The 24,398-nt window shown below is 45.5% G+C and carries 19 protein-coding genes and 2 riboswitches; of the genes, 5 read left to right on the plus strand and 14 right to left on the minus strand.

Annotated features, from left to right (window positions below; all coding sequences use genetic code 11):
* Nucleotides 1-147: 147 nt before the first annotated feature.
* From ribH to ribD, 4 genes are all read right to left on the minus strand, one after another.
* Nucleotides 148-627, minus strand: coding sequence for a 6,7-dimethyl-8-ribityllumazine synthase (gene ribH, locus ACOJUR_RS14495; RefSeq protein WP_072875373.1), 480 nt, complete (start codon nucleotides 625-627; stop codon nucleotides 148-150).
* Between the two features lie 83 nt (nucleotides 628-710).
* On the minus strand, nucleotides 711-1,901 hold the full coding sequence (locus ACOJUR_RS14500) for a bifunctional 3,4-dihydroxy-2-butanone-4-phosphate synthase/GTP cyclohydrolase II (RefSeq protein WP_072875374.1): 1,191 nt from the start codon (nucleotides 1,899-1,901) through the stop codon (nucleotides 711-713).
* 33 nt (nucleotides 1,902-1,934) lie between these two features.
* The gene (locus ACOJUR_RS14505) at nucleotides 1,935-2,597 is read right to left on the minus strand and encodes a riboflavin synthase (RefSeq protein WP_072875375.1); all 663 of its coding nucleotides are present in this window, start codon (nucleotides 2,595-2,597) and stop codon (nucleotides 1,935-1,937) included.
* Nucleotides 2,597-3,781: a bifunctional diaminohydroxyphosphoribosylaminopyrimidine deaminase/5-amino-6-(5-phosphoribosylamino)uracil reductase RibD gene (ribD, locus tag ACOJUR_RS14510; protein WP_420950392.1), complete on the minus strand. Its 1,185-nt coding sequence runs from the start codon at nucleotides 3,779-3,781 to the stop codon at nucleotides 2,597-2,599. Before ribD ends, ACOJUR_RS14505 begins: the two co-directional genes overlap by 1 nt.
* Nucleotides 3,782-3,908: 127 nt before the next feature.
* Nucleotides 3,909-4,087, minus strand: a riboswitch (FMN riboswitch).
* A gap of 201 nt (nucleotides 4,088-4,288) precedes the next feature.
* On the opposite strand from ribD, the gene ACOJUR_RS14515 reads away from it, so the two are divergent.
* Nucleotides 4,289-4,483 carry a hypothetical protein gene (locus ACOJUR_RS14515; RefSeq protein ID WP_072875376.1) on the plus strand — a complete coding sequence of 65 codons (195 nt, stop codon included), beginning with the start codon at nucleotides 4,289-4,291 and terminating at the stop codon, nucleotides 4,481-4,483.
* 182 nt (nucleotides 4,484-4,665) lie between these two features.
* On the opposite strand, the gene epsC is transcribed toward ACOJUR_RS14515, so the two are convergent.
* Both epsC and ACOJUR_RS14525 read right to left on the minus strand, forming a co-directional pair.
* Nucleotides 4,666-5,544, minus strand: coding sequence for a serine O-acetyltransferase EpsC (epsC, locus tag ACOJUR_RS14520; RefSeq protein WP_238413549.1), 879 nt, complete (start codon nucleotides 5,542-5,544; stop codon nucleotides 4,666-4,668).
* Between the two features lie 41 nt (nucleotides 5,545-5,585).
* Nucleotides 5,586-7,016 (minus strand): APC family permease, encoded by a 1,431-nt coding sequence (locus tag ACOJUR_RS14525; protein WP_420950393.1) that lies wholly within the window; start codon nucleotides 7,014-7,016, stop codon nucleotides 5,586-5,588.
* A gap of 33 nt (nucleotides 7,017-7,049) precedes the next feature.
* Nucleotides 7,050-7,236, minus strand: a riboswitch (cobalamin riboswitch).
* Between the two features lie 188 nt (nucleotides 7,237-7,424).
* Between ACOJUR_RS14525 and ACOJUR_RS14530 the strand changes: the two genes are divergently transcribed.
* A complete protein-coding gene (locus tag ACOJUR_RS14530) occupies nucleotides 7,425-8,795 on the plus strand; it encodes a dipeptidase (RefSeq protein WP_420950394.1) in 1,371 nt (456 codons plus the stop codon).
* A 34-nt stretch (nucleotides 8,796-8,829) separates the two neighbouring features.
* Here the strand turns inward: ACOJUR_RS14530 and ACOJUR_RS14535 are convergent, their stop codons facing one another.
* The 7 genes from ACOJUR_RS14535 to ACOJUR_RS14565 all read right to left on the minus strand — a co-directional run bounded on the left by ACOJUR_RS14535 (nucleotide 8,830) and on the right by ACOJUR_RS14565 (nucleotide 20,453).
* The gene (locus ACOJUR_RS14535; RefSeq protein WP_420950395.1) at nucleotides 8,830-16,965 is read right to left on the minus strand and encodes a GH36-type glycosyl hydrolase domain-containing protein; all 8,136 of its coding nucleotides are present in this window, start codon (nucleotides 16,963-16,965) and stop codon (nucleotides 8,830-8,832) included.
* Between the two features lie 152 nt (nucleotides 16,966-17,117).
* Nucleotides 17,118-17,900, minus strand: a complete 783-nt coding sequence (gene codY, locus ACOJUR_RS14540) for a GTP-sensing pleiotropic transcriptional regulator CodY (protein ID WP_203114698.1) — start codon at nucleotides 17,898-17,900, stop codon at nucleotides 17,118-17,120.
* A gap of 376 nt (nucleotides 17,901-18,276) precedes the next feature.
* Complete coding sequence (locus ACOJUR_RS14545) at nucleotides 18,277-18,960, minus strand: class I SAM-dependent methyltransferase (protein ID WP_072875062.1); 684 nt, start codon at nucleotides 18,958-18,960, stop codon at nucleotides 18,277-18,279.
* Entirely contained in the window at nucleotides 18,953-19,294 is a 342-nt protein-coding gene (locus tag ACOJUR_RS14550; protein ID WP_072875063.1) for a YerC/YecD family TrpR-related protein, read from the minus strand. Before ACOJUR_RS14550 ends, ACOJUR_RS14545 begins: the two co-directional genes overlap by 8 nt.
* A gap of 94 nt (nucleotides 19,295-19,388) precedes the next feature.
* Nucleotides 19,389-19,580 carry a hypothetical protein gene (locus ACOJUR_RS14555; RefSeq protein ID WP_129583649.1) on the minus strand — a complete coding sequence of 64 codons (192 nt, stop codon included), beginning with the start codon at nucleotides 19,578-19,580 and terminating at the stop codon, nucleotides 19,389-19,391.
* Nucleotides 19,567-20,247, minus strand: coding sequence for a helix-turn-helix domain-containing protein (locus tag ACOJUR_RS14560; protein ID WP_203114699.1), 681 nt, complete (start codon nucleotides 20,245-20,247; stop codon nucleotides 19,567-19,569). The genes ACOJUR_RS14555 and ACOJUR_RS14560 overlap by 14 nt, the downstream gene beginning before the upstream one ends.
* Complete coding sequence (locus tag ACOJUR_RS14565) at nucleotides 20,244-20,453, minus strand: helix-turn-helix domain-containing protein (RefSeq protein ID WP_238413550.1); 210 nt, start codon at nucleotides 20,451-20,453, stop codon at nucleotides 20,244-20,246. Before ACOJUR_RS14565 ends, ACOJUR_RS14560 begins: the two co-directional genes overlap by 4 nt.
* Nucleotides 20,454-20,633: 180 nt before the next feature.
* Here ACOJUR_RS14565 and ACOJUR_RS14570 point away from each other — a divergent pair, with 180 nt between their 5' ends.
* Nucleotides 20,634-21,281: a hypothetical protein gene (locus ACOJUR_RS14570; protein ID WP_420950396.1), complete on the plus strand. Its 648-nt coding sequence runs from the start codon at nucleotides 20,634-20,636 to the stop codon at nucleotides 21,279-21,281.
* Between the two features lie 81 nt (nucleotides 21,282-21,362).
* Entirely contained in the window at nucleotides 21,363-21,761 is a 399-nt protein-coding gene (locus ACOJUR_RS14575; RefSeq protein ID WP_255567372.1) for a helix-turn-helix domain-containing protein, read from the plus strand.
* Here the strand turns inward: ACOJUR_RS14575 and ACOJUR_RS14580 are convergent.
* Nucleotides 21,747-22,775 (minus strand): metal-dependent hydrolase, encoded by a 1,029-nt coding sequence (locus ACOJUR_RS14580; RefSeq protein WP_420950397.1) that lies wholly within the window; start codon nucleotides 22,773-22,775, stop codon nucleotides 21,747-21,749. The genes ACOJUR_RS14575 and ACOJUR_RS14580 overlap by 15 nt on opposite strands.
* Before the next feature lie 116 nt (nucleotides 22,776-22,891).
* On the opposite strand from ACOJUR_RS14580, the gene proS reads away from it, so the two are divergent.
* Nucleotides 22,892-24,343 carry a proline--tRNA ligase gene (gene proS, locus ACOJUR_RS14585; protein ID WP_420950398.1) on the plus strand — a complete coding sequence of 484 codons (1,452 nt, stop codon included), beginning with the start codon at nucleotides 22,892-22,894 and terminating at the stop codon, nucleotides 24,341-24,343.
* Nucleotides 24,344-24,398: the final 55 nt, after the last annotated feature.

Consider the following 24,398-nt stretch of genomic DNA (forward strand, 5'->3'; position numbering starts at 1 on the left):
TAAAATTCGCGACGACTTGAACAAACCCTGCTCTAGTCAGAAACCAAATTGTCATAATCATGAATCGAGCAAAGCTGTCGCCCAGAACCAAAACGAATGGCCATGGGCGACTTGGTATCAGGGTGCTCTCTGAGGCAACTCAAATACTTAACCTAAATTTTGCAGCGAGCGGTTTAAGTTAGCCATTTCTATAGCCGAAACTGCAGCTTCCCAACCTTTGTTGCCAGCCTTTGTACCTGCTCGTTCTATGGCTTGTTCTATAGTATCTGTGGTCAATACGCCAAAAATAACGGGAATCTCAGCCTGTAAGCTAAGGTTGGCCACTCCTTTCGCAACTTCTGACGAAACATACTCAAAGTGAGGCGTAGAGCCTCGAATAACTGCACCCAATGTAATTACAGCATCAAATCGACCACTTTGCATCAATCGCTTGGCCGCAAACGGAATTTCAAATGCTCCCGGTACATAAGCAACATGGACAGCACTCTCTTCAACTCCATGGCGTTGCAAAGCATCCAGAGCACCACCAAGCAAGCGATGCGTGATAAATTCGTTAAAACGTCCAACCACAATGCCAAAGCGCAATCCTTGACCTATCAAATGTCCTTCCCAAATTTGCGCGTTCAAACTTTGTTCAACTCCTTTTTCATTTCAATGTCCTTACACGCTTAAATGTTATCGATTTCGTAACAGCTCACTTCAACTCAGAGCTACAGATGAAGAAGATGCCCCAGCTTTTCGCGCTTGGTCTGCAAATAATGCTCATTAAATGGATTGCGATCCACTTCCAGAGGGACACGCTCGATCACGGTCAGACCGTGCCCTTCAATCCCCCGCACTTTGCGCGGATTATTGGTTAACAACCGCATTTGTCGCACACCGAGATCGTACAAAATTTGTGCACCAATTCCATAATCTCGCAAATCATCAGCAAATCCAAGTCGATGATTAGCTTCTACTGTATCTGCTCCCTCATCTTGCAAGGCATAGGCTCGTATCTTATTCAGCAAACCAATGCCACGCCCTTCCTGGCGAAGATAAAGCAAAACGCCTTTTCCTTCTTCAGCTATCTGACGCAGTGCCGCATGCAACTGTGGTCCACAGTCACAGCGCAGAGAAGCAAACGCATCTCCTGTGAGACATTCTGAATGCACACGAACCAATGTGGGTGATTCATCTATCTCCCCCATGACCAGCGCCACATGTTCTTTTTCATCTAGCGAATTGGTATAAACCACCGCCTGAAAATGACCAAAAACGGTTGGCAACTGGGCCTGGGCCTGACGAATAACCAATTTTTCAGAGCGTTTTCGAAAAGCGATCAAATCGGCTATAGAAATCATTTTCAATCCGAGTTGACCCGCAATCTTCTCCAAATCAGGTAGTCGAGCCATGCTCCCATCGGGATTGAGAATTTCACAAATGACCCCCACAGGTTTCGCGCCTGCCAACCGAGCCAAGTCAACCGCCGCCTCTGTATGGCCAGCTCGCCTTAAGACTCCACCGTCTTTAGCGATGAGTGGAAAAATATGTCCAGGACGGCGAAAGTGCTCGGGACGAGCTTCTTCAGAGACTATGGCCGCAATGGTTTGCGCCCGTTCAAAAGCTGATATACCTGTGTGCGTATGTGCTTCATCGACAGAAATCGTAAAAGCTGTGCCATGCACATCCGTATTGTGCGCAACCATCGCATCAAAGCCTAATTGAGCAGCGCGATCTGCCGTAATCGGCACACAAACCAGACCCCTACCATGGGTAATCATGAGATTGATCAGTTCAGGCGTGACTTTTTCACCAAGCGCCACAAAATCTCCTTCATTTTCCCGATCTTCATCATCCACCACAATAACAGGACGGCCAGCTTGCAAATCGGCAATTGCAGCTTCAATTGTACTCAACATTGCCCATTCCCCTCTCTTCCACCATTGCCACCATCAAGCAAAACCGTGTTCCGCCAACCACTGCAACGACAACTGGCTACTACGATTGACAGACGATGAGTCAACAGTTTGGTATTGCAAAAGTTTCTCTAAATACTTGGCCAGCACGTCACATTCAATGTTTACAACTCGGCCAGGACGAGCGCTTGCCAATGTTGTCATTTGACCAGTATGAGGAATAATGGAGAGTGTAAATGCATCTCCTCGATCTTCCATAACGGTTAACGAAACCCCATCAATACAAACGGAACCTTTATGAACAATGTATTTCATCAAGTGAGCAGGAGCTGCAATCGTCAAGACGCGTGCCATCCCCTCGTGCATCACTTCGCGCACGGTTCCGGTACCATCGATGTGGCCAGAAACTAAATGTCCACCCAGACGACCACCTATAGGTAATGCCCGTTCTACATGAACTTCGTCACCCGTTTGCAAAAGCCCTAAATTCGTGCGGCGCATTGTCTCTGGCACTGCTTCTACAGCAAAAGCTCCGGACATTCGCTCCACTACTGTTAAACAGACACCGTTGACTGCAATGGAATCACCCAATTGCATATCTCCAAGAATTTTGTTTGCAGCCAAAATGAAACGGGCGCCTTGTGGCGATTTATCTATCTTCTTAAGAATCGCCAATTCTTCTACCAGACCGGTGAACATTACGATTGTCCCCCTAGAACAGCGGTCAGCAAAATATCTTGTCCCACCATCCGGACTTTGACACTGTCCAGTTGTAGAGCGTCAGACATACGGGTAATTGGTTGCTGAGAAAGTAATGTCGATTTACCAGACAGCAACAATTTGGGAGCCATGAACCAGGCTATTTCTTGTACCAGGCCCTGTTCCAGGAAACTTGTTGACAAAGTTGGTCCTGACTCAAGCAAGACCGTTACCACCTGACGATTGGCCAAATCCGCAAGCATAGCTCGCAAGTCTAATCGGCCATTCACATCGGTTGCTACGCCTACTACTTCAACGTCTCCTTGTGAAATCAACTCCTCCTTCTGCTCAGATTGCAGAAATTGCTGTCCACAATAAATCAATGTGCGTCCAGGTTCACTGAGCAACCGAGCAGCAGGCGGAGTATGCAAGTGGGTGTCGATCACGATTCGTATCGGTTGACGGACATCCCGCATATGAGACAAGCGAACTGTCAACTGCGGATTGTCCGCAAGGACTGTGCCGATGCCCACCATCACTGCGTCTACTCGCGACCGCCAGTAATGAACCATTTGACGAGACTTTTCTCCGCTTACCCATCGACTGTCCCCAGTTGATGTCGCCATACGACCATCTAATGTACTGGCAGTTTTCCAGACAACATATGGCATATGAGTCGTTTGAACATGAAGATAAGGCTTATTTAATCTGCGCGCTTCTTCTTCCATAACCCCCATCTTCACGTCGATCCCAGCCGCTTGCAATTTCGCGGCACCTCGACCGGATACGCGTAAATCGGGATCGACCATGGCTAGAACTACACGCTTAATCCCTGCTTGAATCAGGGCATCAGCACAAGGAGGCGTCCGGCCATAATGACTGCATGGCTCCAGTGTGACATAAGCCGTAGCGCCTTTCGCTTCTGGACCAGCCTGGCGCAAAGCATGGATTTCAGCATGTGGAGTACCGGCGCGGAGATGCGCCCCTTGTCCAATCAATTGCCCCTCTTTGACCAACACGCAACCCACCCTAGGATTGGGATGGGTTTGACTACCAGCCGTAGCTGCCAAAGAAAGCGCCATGCGCATCCAACGTTCATCCTCTGATTCATCCAAAAACGACTGCAAATTTGCCATAGCCCAATGTTTATCCTCTAAAAGTTCTTCTATAAAGTCTGCGAACATCTGCACCCCCATCTTCTCTTCGGGCCTTGATTAGCCATCGTTCATCCTAAACAAGAAACCCCTCCAACAGAACGCGGAGGGGCAATGAACGAATGACACATAGACACAAAACCTTTCGGTCTGCGCCAATTTCCTTCTTTCATCCGGACTATACCGTCGGTACTGGATTTTCACCAGTTCATGCTGTACCGCAGTGAAAACTGCATTTTTCAGCTCGTGGACTTGGCATCATACGGGATGCGCTCACCACCGATCGGGAATTGATGGCGTATAGGGAAACCATCTCACCCTGCCCCGAAGGAACTATGAAATTGTAAGTCAATCTTAGTATATGCTGCTTACTCACAAATCACAAGTACAAACGATTTTTCATACTTAACGATGGGAACAGTCGTTAGCAACCTATAGGTCTGCCGTTCCCTATAAGATTTTTACACATATCCTAAAATGATTCACTTCGACTCAATCATCAGAACGTCTGTCATTTGAGTCAAGGCGGTGGAAAGCTTGAATGCAGAAGAAAAGATTGCAACACATTACCGTACCGCATTTGTATTCTTAGCCTGCTTCATCTTGATTCATGGACTCTTTGGTGAAGATATCCTGCAGCACAAAGGCATGACTTTTGCCAATGAAGCCACACGGCTTCTAATTTTAAGTTTTATTTACAAAATGCCCATTCTTTATTCTCAAGTATCATAGCCGCAAAATCATCTATTCCAAACTCGCTTCACTGATTTCACGCTCTTAACGATTGAAGAACAAATAAAGGAAGGATTCTTCAATAAAAAAGGCCGCCAATATGGCGGACCAAAAATAGAGGTAAAGGGTTATGATAAACGTACCACATGTTTGCGATGAAAGAAAAGCACCTTAGAGTATATTTAACGCGATTTTTGTCGTTTTGTGACAACAGACTGATGGTTGTGCACAACTCGCGAATAAGGTGGAATCGACTCAGTAACCCATGCGCTGCTGCCAATCACACTGTGATGTCCAATTACCGTGTCTCCACCCAACACAGTCGCATTAGCGTATAGAACAACATAATCTTCAACGGTAGGATGACGCTTTGTCTGGCGATCTAAAATACCTTGCTCATCACGAGGAAAATACAAAGCTCCCAGGGTCACACCTTGATAAATTTTTACATGGTTGCCTACTTGCGCTGTCTCACCCACAACAATACCCGTACCGTGATCGATCATAATTCCGTGTCCAATGCTGGCACCTGGATGTAGATCAATCCCCGTTAAGCGATGACCATATTCAGTCATCATCCTTGGTAAAAGTGGGATATCATATTGTACGAGAACATGTGCCATACGATAGATAGACAGTGCCAGCAGGCCAGGATAGGTTAGGATAATCTCAATTTCTGATGAAGCTGCAGGGTCGCTGTTTTGTGTCTCCACAACATCTTCATAAAGCATGGTCTGCAATTCAGGAAGATGTTGTAGAACATCCGCCGCACGCTCATCTGCAATGTGTCGTGTTTCTTGAGAACTTTCTAAATCGTAACATTTCTCAAACAAAGCACGGTGAATTTGAGCTGCCAAGACCTGCTGCAACTCGCTGATGGTTGCTTCTACGCTTCTTTCCAGGCCGAGATTGTTGTATGGAAAATAGTTAGGCAGCAAAGCGCTGCGCAACAATTTAATCATTTTGGCAATTGCATCAGGCTGCGGATAGCAGACACAGCCCTGAAACGCTCGTTGGCTGTTCTCTGTCAAGCGACGGGCTATCTCTTTACTGTTAAACACCGCAGGAACCTCCTTTAGCCATAACACCACATTCATTCTCTTTAGTATATCCCTTCATCGTACTGCTGACAAAAATTTTCGGACTCTTGCATTTGACTTGGTGATGGTTTTTTGACGGCATACAAAAAACCTGCCAACAGTAACCCTGCTAAAATTGGATTCACCCAGGGAGAAATCGTGCGCCCACTTAGAAACAGAAAGGCTACGAGCAAGATGAGCAAGTAAAAAGATGTGAACGAAGAAAACATCAGCATGATGCGATGAGAATGTTTTCTATCCCTTTTTTCATGCAGTTGATCGCGATGATGCATTCGCCATAGAAATACAGTCGCTGTGATGTTGTCCAGCATAAATTCGAAAATAAGGAAAAACCCGGCGGTTGACAAGACAATACTAAAAAAGACATTCAGCGAATGGACAAACAATTGTAAGGCCATTACCGCCCACGCCGCCATAAGTACCACTGCCGTAGCCAAAGATGGCGCCTGGCGAGAATTCAACTTGGCAAATCGTCGGGACAATAACCCATCACGCCCCATGGCATACACACCACGAATCAAAATATAAGCCGTCAACCAGAGCGAACCTGCCGTTGAGGCGAGAATAGGAACCAACATCCAAATGGTAGCGTGAGGTATTGTGGTGGGTAAATAATGAATCCAGGTAACCAACGGATCGGCAGAACCAGCAAGAGCATTGCCAGGAGTTTCCCATATCATCATGGGCACAAACAATAAATAGATAGCTAAGGCAAAAAGTGCGCCAATCATTCCACCAACACCAGGATCGCGATTGGGCTGAGTGGATTCTTCGGAAGCATAGCTGTCAATTTCCCATCCGTCCATAATGGTGCTGGCCACAATCATGGTTAGAAAAATACCTCCGACGGGAGAATGCTCGACAGGCAAGGACGGATGCGCATGCGGCCAAGCCATGATGCCCAATATGGCAAACAGGATAAGAAAGAAAATTTCAACAGCAAAAAACACCTGAGTAATCAGCGCAGTTGGACGCGCTCCAGAAAGCAACGGGAGCATGGCTACTCCTATCCAAAAAGAACCCACCAAAAATTCAAGCAACGGCTGGTTTACACCGTGAGGGTAGATAAGCGCCAAAGTATATTGGGCGGCAGGAACCAGGATGGGAGGAATCGAGCTAAAATAGGCGAGCAATAAAATCCAGCCTTGAAAACGTCCAATCCGTTTGCCAAGAACTCGAGTCGACCAATGATATGAAGCCCCTGCGCTAGGAAAATGACGATTGAGGGTGCGAAATGTGAAAGAGGATACAATAAACGGAATGGCAATCAGCAAAATCGCCAGCAAACTATAGATGCCGCTATAGCCAATCATAATACCTGTTGTGGCAGAAATACTGAAAGCAGGAGCAACGCTGGAAATGGATAAACTGCTTAAATCCAAAAGGTTAAATGTTTGCCGCAGACGCTGACCGCGTTTTTCTGGCATAGACATATAGACACCTCTCCCTATCGACCGTAGGAACGGCAAATGTAACAGGCCAACAGGCAGGTCTCCTGGCTTTGGTTCTTCACGCGCATCCGCCTTCCCAGACAAATCCAGTGGCTTCATGGAAGACGCGCTCCCCATTCACAGTGGCGGGACCGCACCGGATTTTCACCGGTTTCCCTTTTCAACCCGTACAAAAACGGGTACCTGGGCCTTTTCTATTCATTTCAAATGTTTTCCCTTTCGCATACACGAGATAAGCGAAGGTATTGGGGACAAACCCTTCTCATCTTATCTGTTTTTTTCTTTTGCGTCCATGTTTTTTTCGAATAGCTGTAAAAGCGCAAATGCTTTACACTATGGATGAGTCATCTATGCCCCTATTTACGGGGGATACGAAAGGAGTCTCTAGTCATGAATTTGGAAGCTTATTTAGAGGCAAACGAAAAAGAACATTTACAACAATTATTTGATCTTCTCCGCTTCCCTAGCATTTCAGCACTTTCTGCACACAAAAATGATGTGCTGGCTTGCGCGGAATTTATTAAAAATCATTTAGCCAATCTGGGTTTCGAAAATGCAGAGTTGTTACCGACAAAGGGAAATCCCGTCGTCTATGCCGACTGGTTGCATGCTCCTGGTCAACCCACTGTGCTTGTCTATGGTCACTACGACGTGCAACCTGTCGATCCACTGCCTCTATGGACAACTCCGCCATTCGAACCAGAAATTCGCGATGGACGAATTTTTGCGCGTGGTGCTACAGATGACAAAGGACAAACCTTCTTACATTTCAAAGCCTTGGAAGCACTCTTTCAAACAGAAGGCAAACTGCCAGTGAACATTAAATTTTGCATTGAAGGCGAAGAAGAAATCGGTAGTGCCCATCTTCCGGATTTCTTAGAAAAAAATGCAGAACGCTTTCAAGCTGATGTTCTGCTCATCTCTGATACAGGCATGATTGCTCCTGGACGACCAACCATATGCTATGGATTGCGCGGACTGGTTGCCTTTGAATTACATGTAGAAACGGCCAAGCGTGATTTGCACAGCGGCGAGCACGGTGGCGGCGTACCCAATGCAATTCACGCTCTAGCTGAATTAATCGCTTCTTTCCATGACGCCGAAGGGCGAATTACAGTAGACGGATTTCACGACCAAGTAACCTCGGTAACCGCGGAAGAATTACAAGCTTTTCGCGATCTCGGTCACGATGATGAAGCTTACCGTACGTCACTCGGCCTGCCAGCCTTACATGGCGAACCGGGATTCAGTACATTGGAACGCCTCTGGGTGCGACCAACCTTAGAAGTGAACGGTATCTATGGTGGATTTCAGGGTGAAGGCACCAAGACCGTCATTCCCCGCGAAGCACATGCAAAACTCACTTGCCGAATTGTTCCGGATCAGACGCCAGAACATATCTACCAGACGATTGAAAGACATATTGAAAAGCACACCCCTAAAGGTGCGCGCGTCACATTGACCCGTCAAGATTCAGGCCGCCCCTACGTAACTCCATTCCATCACCCTGCGATTCAATGGGCTGCTAAGGCATATGAAAAAGCGTATGGAGTGGAAGCGACATTTACACGCGGCGGAGGATCCATCCCTATTGTTGAAACGTTTGATCGATTGCTTCATATACCAGTGGTTTTGATGGGGTTTGGATTACCCGATGAAAATATGCACGCTCCTGATGAAAACTTCGCGTTGGAGAACTTTCGCTTAGGTACTCGGACATTGGCTTATTATTATCAGGGCCTCCCCGATGCCCTTAAATAAAGAATAAGGTCGGCTGTAAAGCCGACCCGTAGATTCAAGCTTGCTCCAACGCAAAGACGTTCGTGGCAAGCTTTTTATTTGTTACTGCCACTTTTACGCAAAACCGATGTTGACGGCCATCATCAACAAGTGTCAGAAAACTACTTTTCTGACCACTATCAAGATCTTCCCAAATCGTCTCAGTTTGCTCTCGATCTAACATAACCTGAATGTTGTAGACACTATCCCCATAGGTGTATCGAAGCGAAAACTCCTGCCATTCTTCTGGTACAGCAGGTTGAATGATTAAACGTTCACCTTCTTTGCGAACTCCCAGAATCCACTCCAATCCTGCCTGATACATCCAACCAGCCGCTCCTGTATACCAGGACCACCCTGCTCGTCCTTCATGCGGCGGGGCTGTATAGACATCTGCAGACATCACATAAGGTTCATTTCCATATCTCCAAACTCCCTGGGAGGAACTGGTGTGTGAAATGGGAGATAACATTTGAAATAGATGAAAAGCTTGATCACCCTCACCTAACATCGCTAACGCTACGATTGACCATATCACGCCATGCGTATACTGCCCTCCATTTTCACGCAAACCCGGAGGATACCCTTGAATGTAACCCGGACTGGGATGGGAATGATTGAAGGCTGGCGTCAACAGACGCGCCAACATCCATCTCTCATCTACCAACTCACGCAAGAAAGACCGCATGGCCTGTTCCTGTCGATCCGGTTCAGCCGCTCCAGAGATAACTGACCAGGACTGAGCTAGCGCGTCTATTCGGCATTCTGTGGCGGTTGACGTCCCAATCCAGAACCCCGCATCGTGAAACGCACGCCGATACCAGAATCCATCCCACGCTTCGCGCTCCATACTTGCACGTAATTTTTCAGCCTTGATCCGCCATTCTTCTCTTTCTTCTTCTGTAAAAGGATATGGCTGAATACGCTGGAATCGACTTAAAATGTCAAGAAGAAACCAGCCTAGCCAGACACTCTCGCCACGTCCCTCTGCCCCTATACGACTGAACCCATCATTCCAATCGCCAATCCCAATCAATGGCAAACCGTGCTCGCCCAGCCGCCAAGCTCGATGAAGCGCACGCCGACAATGTTCAGTTAGTGAAGCATTCTCATGAGAGATACAGGTATCCTCATAACGTTCCAATTCGCCATCGCGCAAAGGCGGACTGTACAAAAAAGCGACTGATTCTTGCCAAATGGACTGATCTCCGGTTGTTTCGACATAGCGCAACACTGCATACGGCAACCAGAGCAAATCATCAGAGAACCTGGTTCGTATACCCTTACCCGTCTCCTCATGCCACCAATGTTGAACGTCACCTTCTTGATATTGATGAGCCGCTGAACGCAAAATTTGTTCACGGCAGAGGCTAGGATCAATTTGTAAGAAGGCTAGTGAATCTTGTATTTGATCGCGAAATCCATAAGCTCCACCAGCTTGATAGAAAGCAGTTCTTGCCCATAGCCGACATACAAGCGCCTGGTAAAGCAACCAACCATTCATCAGCGTGTTGAATGCCGCATTGGGCGTATTCACCCAAATTTTCTCGGTCCATGCTGCATACGCAAACAAAGAAGTTTCGGACAATTGTGCAGGCAAAACTTCATTGTGTATCATGGAGTCCGTCAATTCATCAAACACACGAAGCGCTGCCTGCTTAGATTCAGCCGCTCCTATCCATATAAGAAGCTCTTTTGTCGCTCCGGAAGCAATGGAAAAACATACCTGCAATGCGCCGCAGGGCTCTGGCCAAGACAGTAATCGATTCGGCAAAAAATCTCGGCTACAAATCATCAAAGGTTGTTCTGGACTTCCCGAAGGTCCATATATATCCATTAAACTAGCACTGTAATATATTTGGGGATTTTCTTCTACTCCGTTTTCACCCAACTGACACGCATGTATAAAAGCGTGTGCATCTTTCAAGGTATCCGCATAACGATGATTCGCTAAAAGCAGCTTTCGTTTTTCATCCCATTCTATATGGTAGAAAGGATCAAACGGTTGACGTTGCACTCCCAACACCCAGGATACAACGGCAAACAGGCTCATTCGACGCACTTGTGGAGTGGTATTTTTGAGTCGGATCCGCATCATTTTTACAGGTAAACGCGCATGAACCGTGACCTCCAGTTCTTGCTCGATTCCACTCTGTTGAGAAGTATAGGTTACTCGACCTTTTTCATAAGACACCGTAAACCATTTCTGTCCTCCAAGCGGTTTGGGCATGGGAGACCATACCTCTCCTGCTTCATCATCACGCAAGTAAATAACTTCTCCAGGTGGATCAAGCAAGGGATCGTTGCTCCAAGGAGATATCTTCCATTCTCGTGAATTGCGCCACCAAGTATACCCTGTTCCTAACTCGGTCAATAAACAACCGAAGTGCGAGTTAGCAAGAATCATACTCCAGGGTCTCGGCAAAGGACGATTCAAATGAACAGCCATTTGATAGATTTGACCACCTTTTTGAAAACCGCCATAACCATTCCAAAACATGGAATGCAACGGTTCAGCCGGCCAATGCAATGGTTTTGCTGGCCATTCAGGGCGAACTGTATGAGCCATGATGTCGTTTATTTCCTGATCCTGTAACGCTATGGGCTGATATTCTGTTTGACGCAATTGATGTTCTAAACTTGGACCCTCTGCTCTTAAATGAACGCGCGCCACTGACTTGAGCAATCGCAATACTTCTTCGGTCTGTTGAGATTGACGCAATACGTGCACTCGCTCTTCGACAAAGTGTCCACTATGACCGAGCGAAGTTTTAAGTCGATTCATCAACTCATCACGATAACCGCCATCGGTTGCATCCATAATCAACAAATCACAGTCGCATCCCTGCTGTATAAGCCATTGCTGAATACGAGCCAGCGATATCACAAAAGGCATATCTGCCAAATGCGAAATTCTAAGGAATACAATGGGCAACTCTCCACTGATACCTTTTGACCACAAAGCTGATTGCCCCAGGGTATTTTGCATCGCCCATTTTTTCTGGTGACGCTGGAGAAGAGGAAAGTAAAGACGACTCGCCAATAGATTTGCTACTTTCACTTGATCTGCCGTCAGCCCAAATTGCCTCCGTCTAACTTCAGCAGCTAGCCAAGCTCGATGAAACATACCCTCAAGTGCGCCAGGACGTTTAGCGTATTCTATGTGAGACATCGCTTCTTCCTCTGTATCCGCACAAGCTGTTACCAAGTAAAACGTCGCGGATTGACCGGCAGACAAGTCAATAGTATGACGAAAAATAAACGCCGGATCAGCCACAGAACCTGTACTTCCTGATAGCGGTTGGTTGAGACCTTGCGGGGCAGACATCGTGTCACCACGTTTAAGCAATTCTGCCCTATCTGATGAAAATTCCAGCACTGATAAATGATCCGAAGGGTCTGCTAAAAGTGCTTGAATGGTATACAACTCGTTTTCTTCGGCTGATCTCGCTCTTTTCTTGGCAACCAAACAACCTGCTTCCGGGCAAAACCTAGTTTCCACAAACAATTTGACAAAAGCAGGATGAGCCAAGTCAGCAGACTGTTCTGCCATGGACAGCTCAGTAAATGTGGTTAAACAAAGTCGCAAATTTTTGTCGCCATGATTGAATACACGCAACCGTCTCAATTCAATAGGCGCTTCTGGATGAATTGTTATGGACAATTCACTTTCCAAGTTCCCCATTTGTTTTCTAAAACGACTGCTATCTGGCTGAAAACAAACTTCACCAAATTCTCGGCTACAAGGATAGAAGCTTGGCGAATCGGGTAAAGACTCTTGACCATTCAACACTTGCAAATAGATGGATGACCCATAAATCTCTGAAACTGCAAATTCTCTCCAACGTGTGATCGATACACCTCGATAACGCAACCAGCTGCCCCCCGCTGTGGTCTGCATGCTGGACAAACCTGCTCCTTCTAAGAGATTGACTTCTGGCCATGCTGGCCGTTGCTGAAATTCTCGACGCGCCACGTCATTTGTCTGCTGAAAATCCGGAACTCCTTTGGGTAGGACTGGAGCCTGTTTCCAACGCGCCTTCGCTGCAGCTTTCTCTTGCAGCAATAATTCAGCAGCTCGCACAGCCAGGTGACGGTGGAATCGTTGAATCATTTTCTGGTTGGTCAATACGTTGGCTATGGCTAGCAAAGCCATGCCCTGATGATGCGCCATATAACTGATAATGCGCTCTTCTTTTGATCCGGGAGGCAAGCGACGACGTGTGCAATCGAGCGCTTCATAAAATCCAAAATCTCCTTCCATACCGCGTCTGCTAAATTCAGCGAGCGCTTGCATGGCAGAATGTCCAGCAAAAGGAAGTGTCAGCAAGGTAGCATAAGGAGCAAGCACCAACTCATTTTGCTGTTCCCGGTCAAAAGCCAACCCCGGCACGCCAAAGGCACGATATTGATAAGACAAATGCTCATCAAACGCGTAGTACCCACTTTCTGAAATACCATAAGGAACACCGAGTAAGCGCGCATACGACTGTTGCTTTTCAATCACACCTTGATAGGTCTCGTCCCACAACCCACCCCGATAAGTTCGCATGATTAAAGAAGGCATAAAATATTCGAACATCGTTCCTGACCACGAAAGGAGAGTATTGTGTTCACCTACGCGTACCATGGTCCGTCCTAACACAAACCAATGAGAAGCAGGAATTTGCCCCAGAGCAATGGCTATAAAGCTGGCTTGACGCGCTTCTGATGCGGCTAAGTCGTATAAAGTATCCTCCAATTTTTCGCTATCCAGATGATAGCCAATCGAAAACAACTGTTCTCGATAATGGAACAATGGACGAAAATCTGTTTCTGCTATCAACCGACGAACACGTTTCAGCAATATTTCCCAATTATTCTTTACATTTGACTGACTGCGTTCAGCTATAGCTTCCTCCAAGACCATCAGATAACCTACAAAGTTGCCTGAATCTACGGTTGATACATAGCGAGGCAACAGCGGGCGCAAATCTTCAGTGCTATACCAGTTCAGTAAATGGCCATGCCACTTGGGAAGGCGTTCGACAGTTGCTAGCGTGGAAGAGAGTCGTTCATATAATTGTTCTTCCGTCAGATAACCGAGATCGGCTGCTGCAACGGTCGATAATAAATACAGACCTATATTGGTAGGAGATGTTCTATGAGCGATTTGCTCGCCTTGAAAATATTGAACATTATCAGGCGGCAACCAATTTTCTTCAGCCGTTACATAACAATTGTAAAAAGACCAAATTTTTTCAGACCAATGTCTCAAAGTTTGCAAGTCTTCCTGGGTCCAAAGTGGATTTTTAGCACGAGGTGGTTGTCTCAGCCAACGTTCAAACGGCCAACTGGCGAAGAAAAAGAATAGCAACAAACCAGCTGTTAGAAAATGTCCGTTCCAAGAAGTAAAGGTAACCGACAAAATCAAAAGGACATACAAGGAAATCCCTGTTTTTGTAAAAAGAAACGCAGGTTGCTTATGCTCTCTCGCTACTTGTGCTGATGGTGTCCATTCCAATAAGCGTCGATGGCTTATGATTAGCCGATAAAGAGTGCGCACAATAGCATCCACGGCCAACGCAACAGTAAACGGCAAAAAAATCACATCCATACAGCATCGCAAAGTAACCATTTGCCATTCTTTACGACGTGATCGGCCCATTGTCAAACGGAATAGAGTCCTCAACCAAGGCAGAGCTAAGGTAACCACAATCAACACCCACAACCGCCAACTCCAAGTTGTTTGGGCAAACGTGGCCAACCATGCCAGCAAAAGATAAGCAGGCGCCAGCATACTGCGGCGCAAATTATCTATCATTTGCCAACGAGTTAATGAACAGAGATCTACTTTCTCTGATTGGCCTTCGGCATTGCGTACATACTTGCCAAACCAAGGAAGTAATTGCCAATCGCCACGAATCCAGCGATGTAGACGTCGTTCGTGTTCATAGATGGTCTTAGGTTGAGATTCAAGCACTTCAACATCTGAAGCTAGACAGGTGCGCAAAAATCCTCCTTCCAACAAATCGTGACTCAAAATACTGTTTTCTGGCAGACGTTTGGAGAGTACTTGCGCAAACATCTCCACATCAAACAATCCTTTACCGACAAACGAAGCTTGACCAAACCAGTCCTGATACGGATGAGATACTGCAAATGCATACGGGTCGAGTCCTGGTTCAGCTGCTGTGCACTCTGCGTACCTTGAAGCAAAAACGGAATCGTAACTGGCCGCTACACGCGGCTGTAGTACCCCCATACCAGAAACTACGCGGGTTTTTGTCTCATTTAAACGCGGTCTATGCAAAGGATGGTGCATGGTAGCGACCAAGCGCCAAACAGCACCTATTGGCAAACGCGTATCGTGATCAACCGTAAAAATATAGCGTATCTTTGACAATACTGAACGTTCGCCTTGTATGTGAAAAAAACTTGTATCTTCATATCCCTGCAGCAGACGGACAAACTCTACTAATTTCCCCCGTTTCCGCTCCCATCCTAGATATAGCTTGTCAGACGCATGCCATTGCCGATCTCGATGAAACAGAAAAAACCGATCACTGCCATATTCTTCTTGAATTTTTGCCATTCGTTCACTCGCATAAGCAAGTAATTCTGCATCTGCTTCTGAGCAAGCTGACTGACTATCCGGAAAATCAGCCAACACGGCAAAGTGAATATGCTCTTGGCGATTTGCCAATGCATGCGTGAGAAGTCGTTCATATACGTCATCCACATCTTCTTTATGACTCCAAAGAATTGGCATAACCACCATCGTACGAGCATCCTCAGGAAGACTTTCACTAAAATCGTATCGCAGCAACGGCCATGGCTGGCACGTTTTTACAATGGTCGTATGTACCCATTCTAAAGCCCATTCACTTGCAGGGAATATGATCAGTAGAGCAGCCACAACAGCTATCCACAGAGAACTTCGCCAAGCTATGGAGGGTAATGTCAAATCCACCATAATCCAAAATATCAAAGCTATCGCTAGACCTAAGGCTGTAAAATAAGCCAGATATGGTCTGCGACGAAGCGGCAGCGAGGGTAAGAAACGCGGTTTGGCTAATTGTGATAGATATTGATGAAGCAGATGTTGTCCCATGGGCTCAAGTAGATAGTAAGCAGGTGAAGCTTCTTTCACTTCAGAGCCATGTGCTTCAAACGCATTTTCAGCAAGTTTTAAACATCCTTCAGTGACCATCATTTCCGGCAAAGCAAGTTTTCCCGCCAGTTCGCGGATACTGTGCAAAAGTTGATGCTGACTTTTCTTGTCTAAACGCGGATAATCAGCAAAAGCATGTTCTTGCAAAAGAATTTCTACACGACAGATTTTCGCAACAATATCCTGCCAACATTCACGTTCTAATCGATGTAATGTTTGAACAAGATATCCAGAATTTAATTGCAAATCCACTTGAAATTGATGCTCTATGGAAATCATTTGTTGCAGATCTTGACTAGACTGTTGAACATAACTCAACAACCAATGATGAACCATGTCTTCATTCGAGGATAACTCATTCAAATGCTGGGTCAAATGAACAATTTCAACTGGAGTGAAGGAGGATGAGTGGGCATATTCTGCAACCTTTTGAGCAATATCCTCATGGGTCTGTTCGGATTGGCGAACCTTTTGCATCCAATCTGAAATCTTTCGACAGACTTGGCTTCTATGCTCAACCTCGCGCATAGCAGCAGACAATTGAGAAATGGCTGCCATCCGCAAAGCATCCAAGAGCATAAAACACTCCTGTATTTGCAAAATGGCAACCTCTTGATAGGCTGAAATGTATTGTAGAAATGTATGGATTTGATATTGACCTTGAACAGCCTGCAGATAGTCACTTGCAATGGCTTCAATACGCGTTTTCCCTGTCTGTTGCAAATACGGTAAATGTCGAACGGCCTGGCGAGACCAATGGTTAATCACCAAGTCTGACTGTATTTCCAAAAACGCAAAGTGATCTAACAGCCAGTCTTCTGCAGGCTGACTGCACTCAGATCTTTGCTGCTGCAACTGCTGGACAAAGGCGCGCATACTATCCATTGCACGCTTAAATTCACGCAATCCGCGCTGTGCCAGAAGCACCGGAGTCCGTCCAACTTCATGTGTGAGGGCAATAGTTTGCGCTCGTTCCTGCAAAGAATGGTTTTCGAACATAGGGCCTCCCGGAAAAAACTTGTCTCCGGTTAAATTCCCCTATTTCACCATCTTTATAAGTGCGCATTCCGATTTTGGAACAAGTTTTTCTTGCTCACCAGGAATAAAATTTACCACCTCACGAGGCGCATATCCACCTAGCAGCTGCCATTTTAGCGGTCGAATTGGCGGTTAATTTCATCCTCTACAAAAGCGTTCAATACACGCAAATGTGTACCTTTCATACCAAGCGAACGACTTTCAATGGTTCCCGCACTTTCCAACTTACGAATACTATTCACAATAACAGAACGGGTAACACCATGTTCATCGGCTATTTGACTACTGACGACAATGCCATCTGGAGAATTTTTTACCGCATCGACCAAATATTTGGCTGCTTGTAATTCGGAGAAAGACAGTGACTCTACAGCCAAATGTGCAAGCGCACGCTGGCGGCTTTCCTCTTCTTTTCGCTGTTGGCGCGAATGTACAACTTCAAGCGCCACAATCGAAGCAGCATATTCAATCAATACCATATCTTCTTCACTGAATTGTTGATTAGTGCGAGCAAAAACAAGCGTTCCCTGTCGTTCACGTGCACCAATCACGGGTGCAATGGCGATATGCTTACTGCGAAAACTTTCATTTTCTTCAGGAGAAAAAACGTAGAAAGGTTCCTTATCCTCCAAATTGGCCACGGTTTGTTCAATTGTAAGCAAATGCTTGTTAAAATCCCCGGGGAAGCGTTGATCGCGGGTCATGATATCCAGCCACTCTTCCGTTAACGCATGTTCTGCTACGCCATAACCAAGAATTTTTCCCTTTCTACCAACAATATAAGTATTCGCAGTCAAAACACGGCTCAGAAACTCCGCCACCTCATGAAAATTCACCTGTTCGTTTGCGCTGCGCAACAACTTACCCATTTCTTGAACCTTGTCCAATAATCTCATGTTCTACACCTCTTTGTTATTTTTTTCGACCACCCAATGTCGTATCGGTGAAATTGGTTTATGGTTGTAAATAATTTCTGATTCTTCCAAATGTTTTTTGCCCAATTTGGAAGGCCACAGCAATCATACACCCGTAGCTTAACATACTGTTCCGACAAATGACCACAAATTGTGTCAATTTGCGACACAAATTTAACAATTTTCGAAGGGGTAGTCTTATTCCTCTTTCAGGATTGCAAATTTTATATTTTCCAGCGTATCCTGCACGTCAACCAATTATCCAGAATCAACGTATAAATCAATTTCAAATATTGAGAAATTTCTTTTCAAAACAAAACTGACCACGGTTTTTACGGGCCAGTCATTCTTCATCACTTTAAGCAGTCGGCAGTTCTTTCCGTTTGACAACTCTGACAAAACTCGCTAACCCACCCAACATATAATGCTGTTTAATCAGTTCAGCCTCTGGAATTTGAGGATTTTCTAAGGAGCGGATCATCAGAGGATTGCAACGAGCAGCCGTTGCTGCCCAAGAAACAAACATGTCCTTGTCCAACTGAGTAATACCATTATTCATGCAATACTGTTCTGCCGCCCAAAGATTCATATTGCGAGAAGGATTGACCATAATCAACCTTCCTCCCGGCTTGAGCGTACGCATCATTTCACGAATGGCCTTTAACGGATCGTCCAATAAAAATAGAAGATTAACACAAAAGATAACTGAAAAGCGATAATCCGGATAAGGAAGATGACTGGCATCTGCGACTTGAAAAGCTACATTGTCAATTTTATATTTGATTGCATTGCGCCGGGCACGTTCTACCATTCGTTCATCTTTATCCACAAAGTAAACTGTATTCACTCTATGAGCCAAATAGAGACCCAGCCAACCAGCACCACACGCCATGTCTACCACATCGTCCATTTCGCGAATGCTTGCCGTATGCAGACAGGTCATCTGTAATTCACGATGCCAAGCAGCCTGTCCCATTAAATCAAAAAAATCAATTGGATCTTGAACAAACTCAAAACGCTCTCTACCCCATTTATCAATCATACGTCTTATCCCCATCTCCGCCTTGGCGCCAATGGTTGGTTTGTTCTTGCTGCAATCTCTTCAACACCGTGACATAACCGTCTGCACCATAGTACAAACAGCGTTTGACACGACTGATGGTGGCGGTACTGGCGCCCGTTTCTTCTTCAATTTGATGATACGTGAGTCCTTGCTGGAGCATCTCCGCAACTGCCAAGCGCTGAGCAAGCGATTTAATTTCTCCGATTGTGCAGAGGTCTTCAAAAAATGCATAACATTCATCCATTGTCTCCAATGACAGAACTGCCTGAAAAAGTTTATCTACGTGTTTGTCACGGAGACGCTCAAACGGCATAGTAACCCATCCTCTAATTTACGAAGTCACTTATCCGCATGGTATCACATGTTAACAACTTTTTGATAATTTCCTATAAAATTTTTATCAAAGATCAGCGGTGAATGGATTCAAGAACCTCTAAACAATGTTTGATTTCATCTAACCTTGCTTGAAGTTTTACCTCTGCTTCGCTGCTAATCTCCGGTTGCTCAAGTTGTTCTTGTAACTGCTTTTGCCTGCGATGCAAGGCGCGCTGCATTTGACGAATGGCATCTGCATATCCAATCTCTTCAGGCGTGGGCATCATGAAGTTCCCTTTCTTCCTTGGAATCATATAGACGGTGACAAATCTGATCGACAAGCGGCTGCATCTGATACCAGTTCCACCTTTGCAGCAATTGACATTCCTGTTGACTCCACCAATCGGCAGCTTCCATTCGACCCAGATGAGCATAAATATTTCTGCGAGTAGCTGCGTCTACCACCAGACGCTGTAATTCTTCCTTGCGCTGTATTTCCCTCTGTCTGCTTTCTCTGCTTTTTCCTGCTGGAATCAGCCAGACGCAGTCTAATCTTCTCTCAAAATCGTACCAGTCCAATTCGTTTGTGAGACTTTGAGAGGAGATAAGATAGTGTTGATATAGCAATTTCTCTTGTATATCAAGCAAATCCTCTCTAATTTGACATAATTCTTTCAAACCCTCAGGTTGAGATAACTCAGATAGCAAAAAAGCATGCCAAGCCTTTTGCAAAAGTTTCCCTTGCAGGAGAGAACTGTCATCTGCTGCGAATAGTTGTTCCACTGAACAACACAATCTTTGGGAAAGTGCTTCCGCCAACTCGTTGGACGGCTTTACTAACCCTCTTTCAAGAAGAGAAATATGACTCTGAGAGGTCAGCCCTTTCGCCAATTCAAATTGTGACAGTCGCATCTCTTTTCGTCTTTTTTCCAGTCCTGTACGAAGACTCATGGGTGTTTTTTCTCCTCCCACAATCGTTGTAGCGGAACTTCCAAAGCTTCTGCAATTTTCTCCAATTTAGTTAAATTGCTTCCTCTAGCGCCCGACTCTATGGCATAGATATATGAAGAACTAACTCCTGCTTTCATGGCAAGTTCTCGAACCGACATCCCTTTGACTGTTCGGTAATATTTTACATTTTCAGACAAACGTGCCACACCCACCACCCCATCATTTTCTACAATAGAGTAAATTCTAGCAGATGTTGACTCAATTTGTCTGCCATTTTTATACGATTGTAGAAAACGTGCGAAAAATTTTTCTCTTAATATTCAATTACCGTATGCTAGAATGAGCATCTTGCAAACATTGAGAATCCTACAGAAAGGAAGTCACTCATGCTTCAACTCTCCAGTGTTTGTCCCATGACTGAGGAAAATTTACTTGATTTACTACCTCTTCTTGAATCCGATCAAGCCTTTGCTATGGCTTTTTCTACAACATCAGTGTTGTCATGGTGGGCGAGCTTACAACTTGGCCGAGCAAACGGCAGCGCCGAAGCATGGATATTTACTATGCACCCTATTCAGCGTGAGAACTCATTCCAAAAGGCAGGCGAAACATCTGCAAGGAATGAGTCAGAACAGACCATTGGTTTTGCGTACGTATCCCTCATTGATGAACAATGGTTTAACGATGGCCAACGGCGTATGGAGGCTGGAACCTATCTACTCCCTTCTTTTCGCAATAAGGGGTGGAATTTGCCTGTCAAGTCTGAACTGATTCACAATCTCATACATGTTTTTTCTATTGAGGAGGCTCTTTTTCTCATCCCTACAGAGAATATGCAAGCTATTCTAGCCTGGCGTAAACTACCCCCTCATCGTTTTTATTCTGATACCGGAAAAATTCCATCGCATTATCGAAAGTTTTTCCGACGAAGACAATTTGAGTCTGATGAGTTATTGTCCATGGCAGTAGTAAGCCGGGATGAGTGGTCTAGATACTGGCCACACGTAACTCATATAAAAAATGGAGAGACTTAGAGAATCGTCTCTCCCCTTTACACATTTGTATAACATTCCTATACTGATAAAGCATACTGAGCGTTGTTGTGGGGTGGCCACATGACACTGGGAGAAAAAATCAGGTACTTGCGACTACAAAGACACTGGACGTTGGCAACACTTTGTCAACGGACGGGAATTTCTATGAGCCATTTAAGCGCCATTGAAAAAGGGGGACGCAAAAATCCTTCCTTCGATGTGGTCTGCCGGATTGCCCATGCATTTGATTTGCCGCTCAGCTATTTTGACAGTCACAACGAACGAGAGGAAAAGATGACTACTGTAAACTATCCTTTGCTGGTTTCTGAAGAAGGAGCACGTTACTTACAATTGGCTGAACATCTCGCTGAACGTAAAGCACTCGATAACACTTCTCTTTTACTGGAATCGATTGCTGAATTTTTAAGCGACAATCAAGCAACTTATCTTCCTGAAGATTCGCACTCAACGGATGATTGAATGAGCAGATGGAGTTTTTTTCTTATTTCTTAAAGGAAAATCCACTACCTGACCTCCCCAAGCTGCAGGTCGAAATGCCTCAAAGCGCATACCTTCAGACAAAATGGCAAAACGTTCTCCTTCCAATCGCAATACAACCCAAATATGAAAAGGAAGCAACCGCCCGCTACGAAACACTGCATCCGCCAGGCGTACCCGAAATCCATCGCCCTCTCGCTCTGTCCACCCAATCAGCACTCTCGCCAAGCGTGAAAACTCTCGACCAAGTTTGGTTTCGTGCAATACATAATGAAACGCTTGCGTTTCCTCCGTTTGATAAACAGCATCTATCACCGGAGATTTAAACCACGAACAACTTCCAAAACGCACTATTCCTGAAGGATGAGCAAAGACAAACTGTTGACGCCATGGAAGTAGCGCGGGTGGAAAAACCGCAGATTCATCCGATTGCAGGATAGGACGTACTCGTTTAGGTAAAATGAGTCGATTCAGAACACGAATGAATAGCAGCAACAACGCCAATCCGTCACAAAGAATGACTACTTTCAAGAGCGGAATGCCCATGAGGTGTAACACTAAACCTAAGACAAGCCATACATCCCATGCGTATTCGTATAAAAATAAGACATCCAATGCGTATCTTTTTTCCGAGATCGGCCAAAAAACAGCCGTACCATAAGCTGTCAAAACATCACTAAGCACATGCAGCAACGCACAGAACCAAGCCATGAAAAAAATTTCCGGACCTTTCCCTGAACTCCACAACTGAAAAACAGCGGCAATCAATAAAGCGAAAAAGAGAGTGCCTGGCAGAGAATGCGTGGCGCGACGATGAGCATATAAAAATCGTTCCCTGCCAAAAAGACGCATAACGGTATCCAAATCACAGATTTCCGAGCCTAATACGGCTGCCGCAAGCATGACAGAGTGGGAAAGATGGGGATCCGGCGGGGCAAAAGCCAACCATGTAGAGTAGACACCTATGCCCATAGCAGCGTGCGTAATGGTATCCATGTGAAATTCCTCCTGACAAAATTATTATGGCGAAGAAAGCTTGTTCTACTCTCCTGCACTTTCCTTTAGGCTTCTTGCCGTGTAAGATGGGCACAGGAAAACAAGGAGGACGCTGTATGCCAAAATCTGATAAATCTTTCGTCAAAGAAATTACTCCTCAAAGCGAAGACTTTTCACGCTGGTATATTGACGTCATTCGGCGTGCTGACTTGATGGATTACGCGCCGGTGCGCGGTTGTATTGTGTTTAAACCAGATGGGTATGCGCTTTGGGAAGCCTGCCAACAAGAACTTGACAGACGTTTTAAAGAAACTGGGCACCGCAATGCCTATTTTCCGCTCTTCATTCCAGAATCTTTTTTTCAGAAAGAAAAAGAACATGTGGAGGGTTTTAACCCTGAGTTACCTTGGGTAACTGAAGCAGGCGGAGAAAAATTGGAAGAGCGTCTGGCGGTAAGGCCAACCAGCGAAACCATCATTGGTCATATGTACGCACAATGGATTCAGTCCTATCGTGATTTGCCTGTACTGATTAATCAATGGGCAAACGTAGTGCGTTGGGAGAAACGAACGCTTCCATTCTTAAGAACAAGCGAATTCCTCTGGCAAGAAGGTCATACTGCACACGCAACTGCTGAAGAAGCGATTGCAGAAACTGAACAGATGCTCAACATCTATACAGATTTTGTAGAGAATTTCTTGGCCATTCCAGTCTTCAAAGGTCAAAAGACACCTCTAGAAAAGTTTGCTGGCGCCGTTAGCACTTATTCAATTGAAGCCCTGATGAAAGATGGAAAAGCGCTGCAGGCAGCAACATCACACTATTTGGGACAAAACTTTGCCAAAGGGTTTGAGATTCAATTTCTCGATAAAGACAACGAGAGAAAATATGTTCATACGACTTCCTGGGGGATCTCCACACGTATTCTTGGAGCGCTGATTATGGTTCATGGGGACGATCGCGGTTTGGCACTACCACCTAAAATCGCACCTACCCAAGTCATGATCATTCCAATTGGTCCACAAAAAGAGAGAGAACGCGTTGTAACTCACGCCAAAGATTTATTGAAGCGAATTTCTAAACGTAACATTCGCGTTCAAATGGACGCCAATGAAGATACAAGTCCCGGCTGGAAATTTAACGAATATGAAATGCGAGGAATTCCTATTCGATTAGAAGTGGGACCGCGCGACATGGATGCTGGACAAGTGGTCTTGGTTCGTCGCGACACAGGAGATAAACAGGCTATTGCAATAGATAAATTAGAAGAGACCGTTGAACATCTTTTAACGGATATTCAACAAAATATGTATCGCAAAGCTAAGCAATTTGCCGAAGAAAATAGCCGAATCGCTGCATCTTTTACTGAATTAGATGATATTATCCAAAATCAGCGTGGGTTTGTTTTAGCAGGTTGGTGTGGTGACAACGTTTGCGAGTTAACTATCAAAGAGAAAACTGGCGCTACAAGCCGCAACATTCCCTTTGAGCCGCCTACTCACTTACAAACATGCGTAGTCTGCGGCTCTGAAGCGAAACACAGCGTATGGTACGCCAAGTCTTATTAAGAAGAATCTGTTTGGTCATTTGAGCTGCTAGTCCATTTACACGCCCCAATCAGTC

Origin of the sequence: Alicyclobacillus tolerans (assembly GCF_048984885.1) — a bacterium.
Taxonomy (GTDB): Bacteria; Bacillota; Bacilli; order Alicyclobacillales; family Alicyclobacillaceae; genus Alicyclobacillus_I; species Alicyclobacillus_I tolerans.

Coding starts and splice junctions, on each gene's coding strand:
- ACOJUR_RS14530 (WP_420950394.1), top strand. CDS start 7,425: ATGAATTTGGAAGCTTATTTAGAGGCAAACGAAAAAGAACATTTACAA.
- ACOJUR_RS14580 (WP_420950397.1), bottom strand. CDS start 22,775: ATGGATACCATTACGCACGCTGCTATGGGCATAGGTGTCTACTCTACA.
- ACOJUR_RS14570 (WP_420950396.1), top strand. CDS start 20,634: ATGCTTCAACTCTCCAGTGTTTGTCCCATGACTGAGGAAAATTTACTT.
- ACOJUR_RS14505 (WP_072875375.1), bottom strand. CDS start 2,597: ATGTTCACCGGTCTGGTAGAAGAATTGGCGATTCTTAAGAAGATAGAT.
- ACOJUR_RS14555 (WP_129583649.1), bottom strand. CDS start 19,580: ATGCCCACGCCTGAAGAGATTGGATATGCAGATGCCATTCGTCAAATG.
- proS (WP_420950398.1), top strand. CDS start 22,892: ATGCCAAAATCTGATAAATCTTTCGTCAAAGAAATTACTCCTCAAAGC.
- ACOJUR_RS14550 (WP_072875063.1), bottom strand. CDS start 19,294: ATGCCGTTTGAGCGTCTCCGTGACAAACACGTAGATAAACTTTTTCAG.
- ACOJUR_RS14500 (WP_072875374.1), bottom strand. CDS start 1,901: ATGTTGAGTACAATTGAAGCTGCAATTGCCGATTTGCAAGCTGGCCGT.
- ACOJUR_RS14575 (WP_255567372.1), top strand. CDS start 21,363: ATGACACTGGGAGAAAAAATCAGGTACTTGCGACTACAAAGACACTGG.
- ribD (WP_420950392.1), bottom strand. CDS start 3,781: ATGTTCGCAGACTTTATAGAAGAACTTTTAGAGGATAAACATTGGGCT.
- ACOJUR_RS14525 (WP_420950393.1), bottom strand. CDS start 7,016: ATGTCTATGCCAGAAAAACGCGGTCAGCGTCTGCGGCAAACATTTAAC.
- codY (WP_203114698.1), bottom strand. CDS start 17,900: ATGAGATTATTGGACAAGGTTCAAGAAATGGGTAAGTTGTTGCGCAGC.
- ACOJUR_RS14560 (WP_203114699.1), bottom strand. CDS start 20,247: ATGAGTCTTCGTACAGGACTGGAAAAAAGACGAAAAGAGATGCGACTG.
- ACOJUR_RS14545 (WP_072875062.1), bottom strand. CDS start 18,960: ATGATTGATAAATGGGGTAGAGAGCGTTTTGAGTTTGTTCAAGATCCA.
- ACOJUR_RS14535 (WP_420950395.1), bottom strand. CDS start 16,965: ATGTTCGAAAACCATTCTTTGCAGGAACGAGCGCAAACTATTGCCCTC.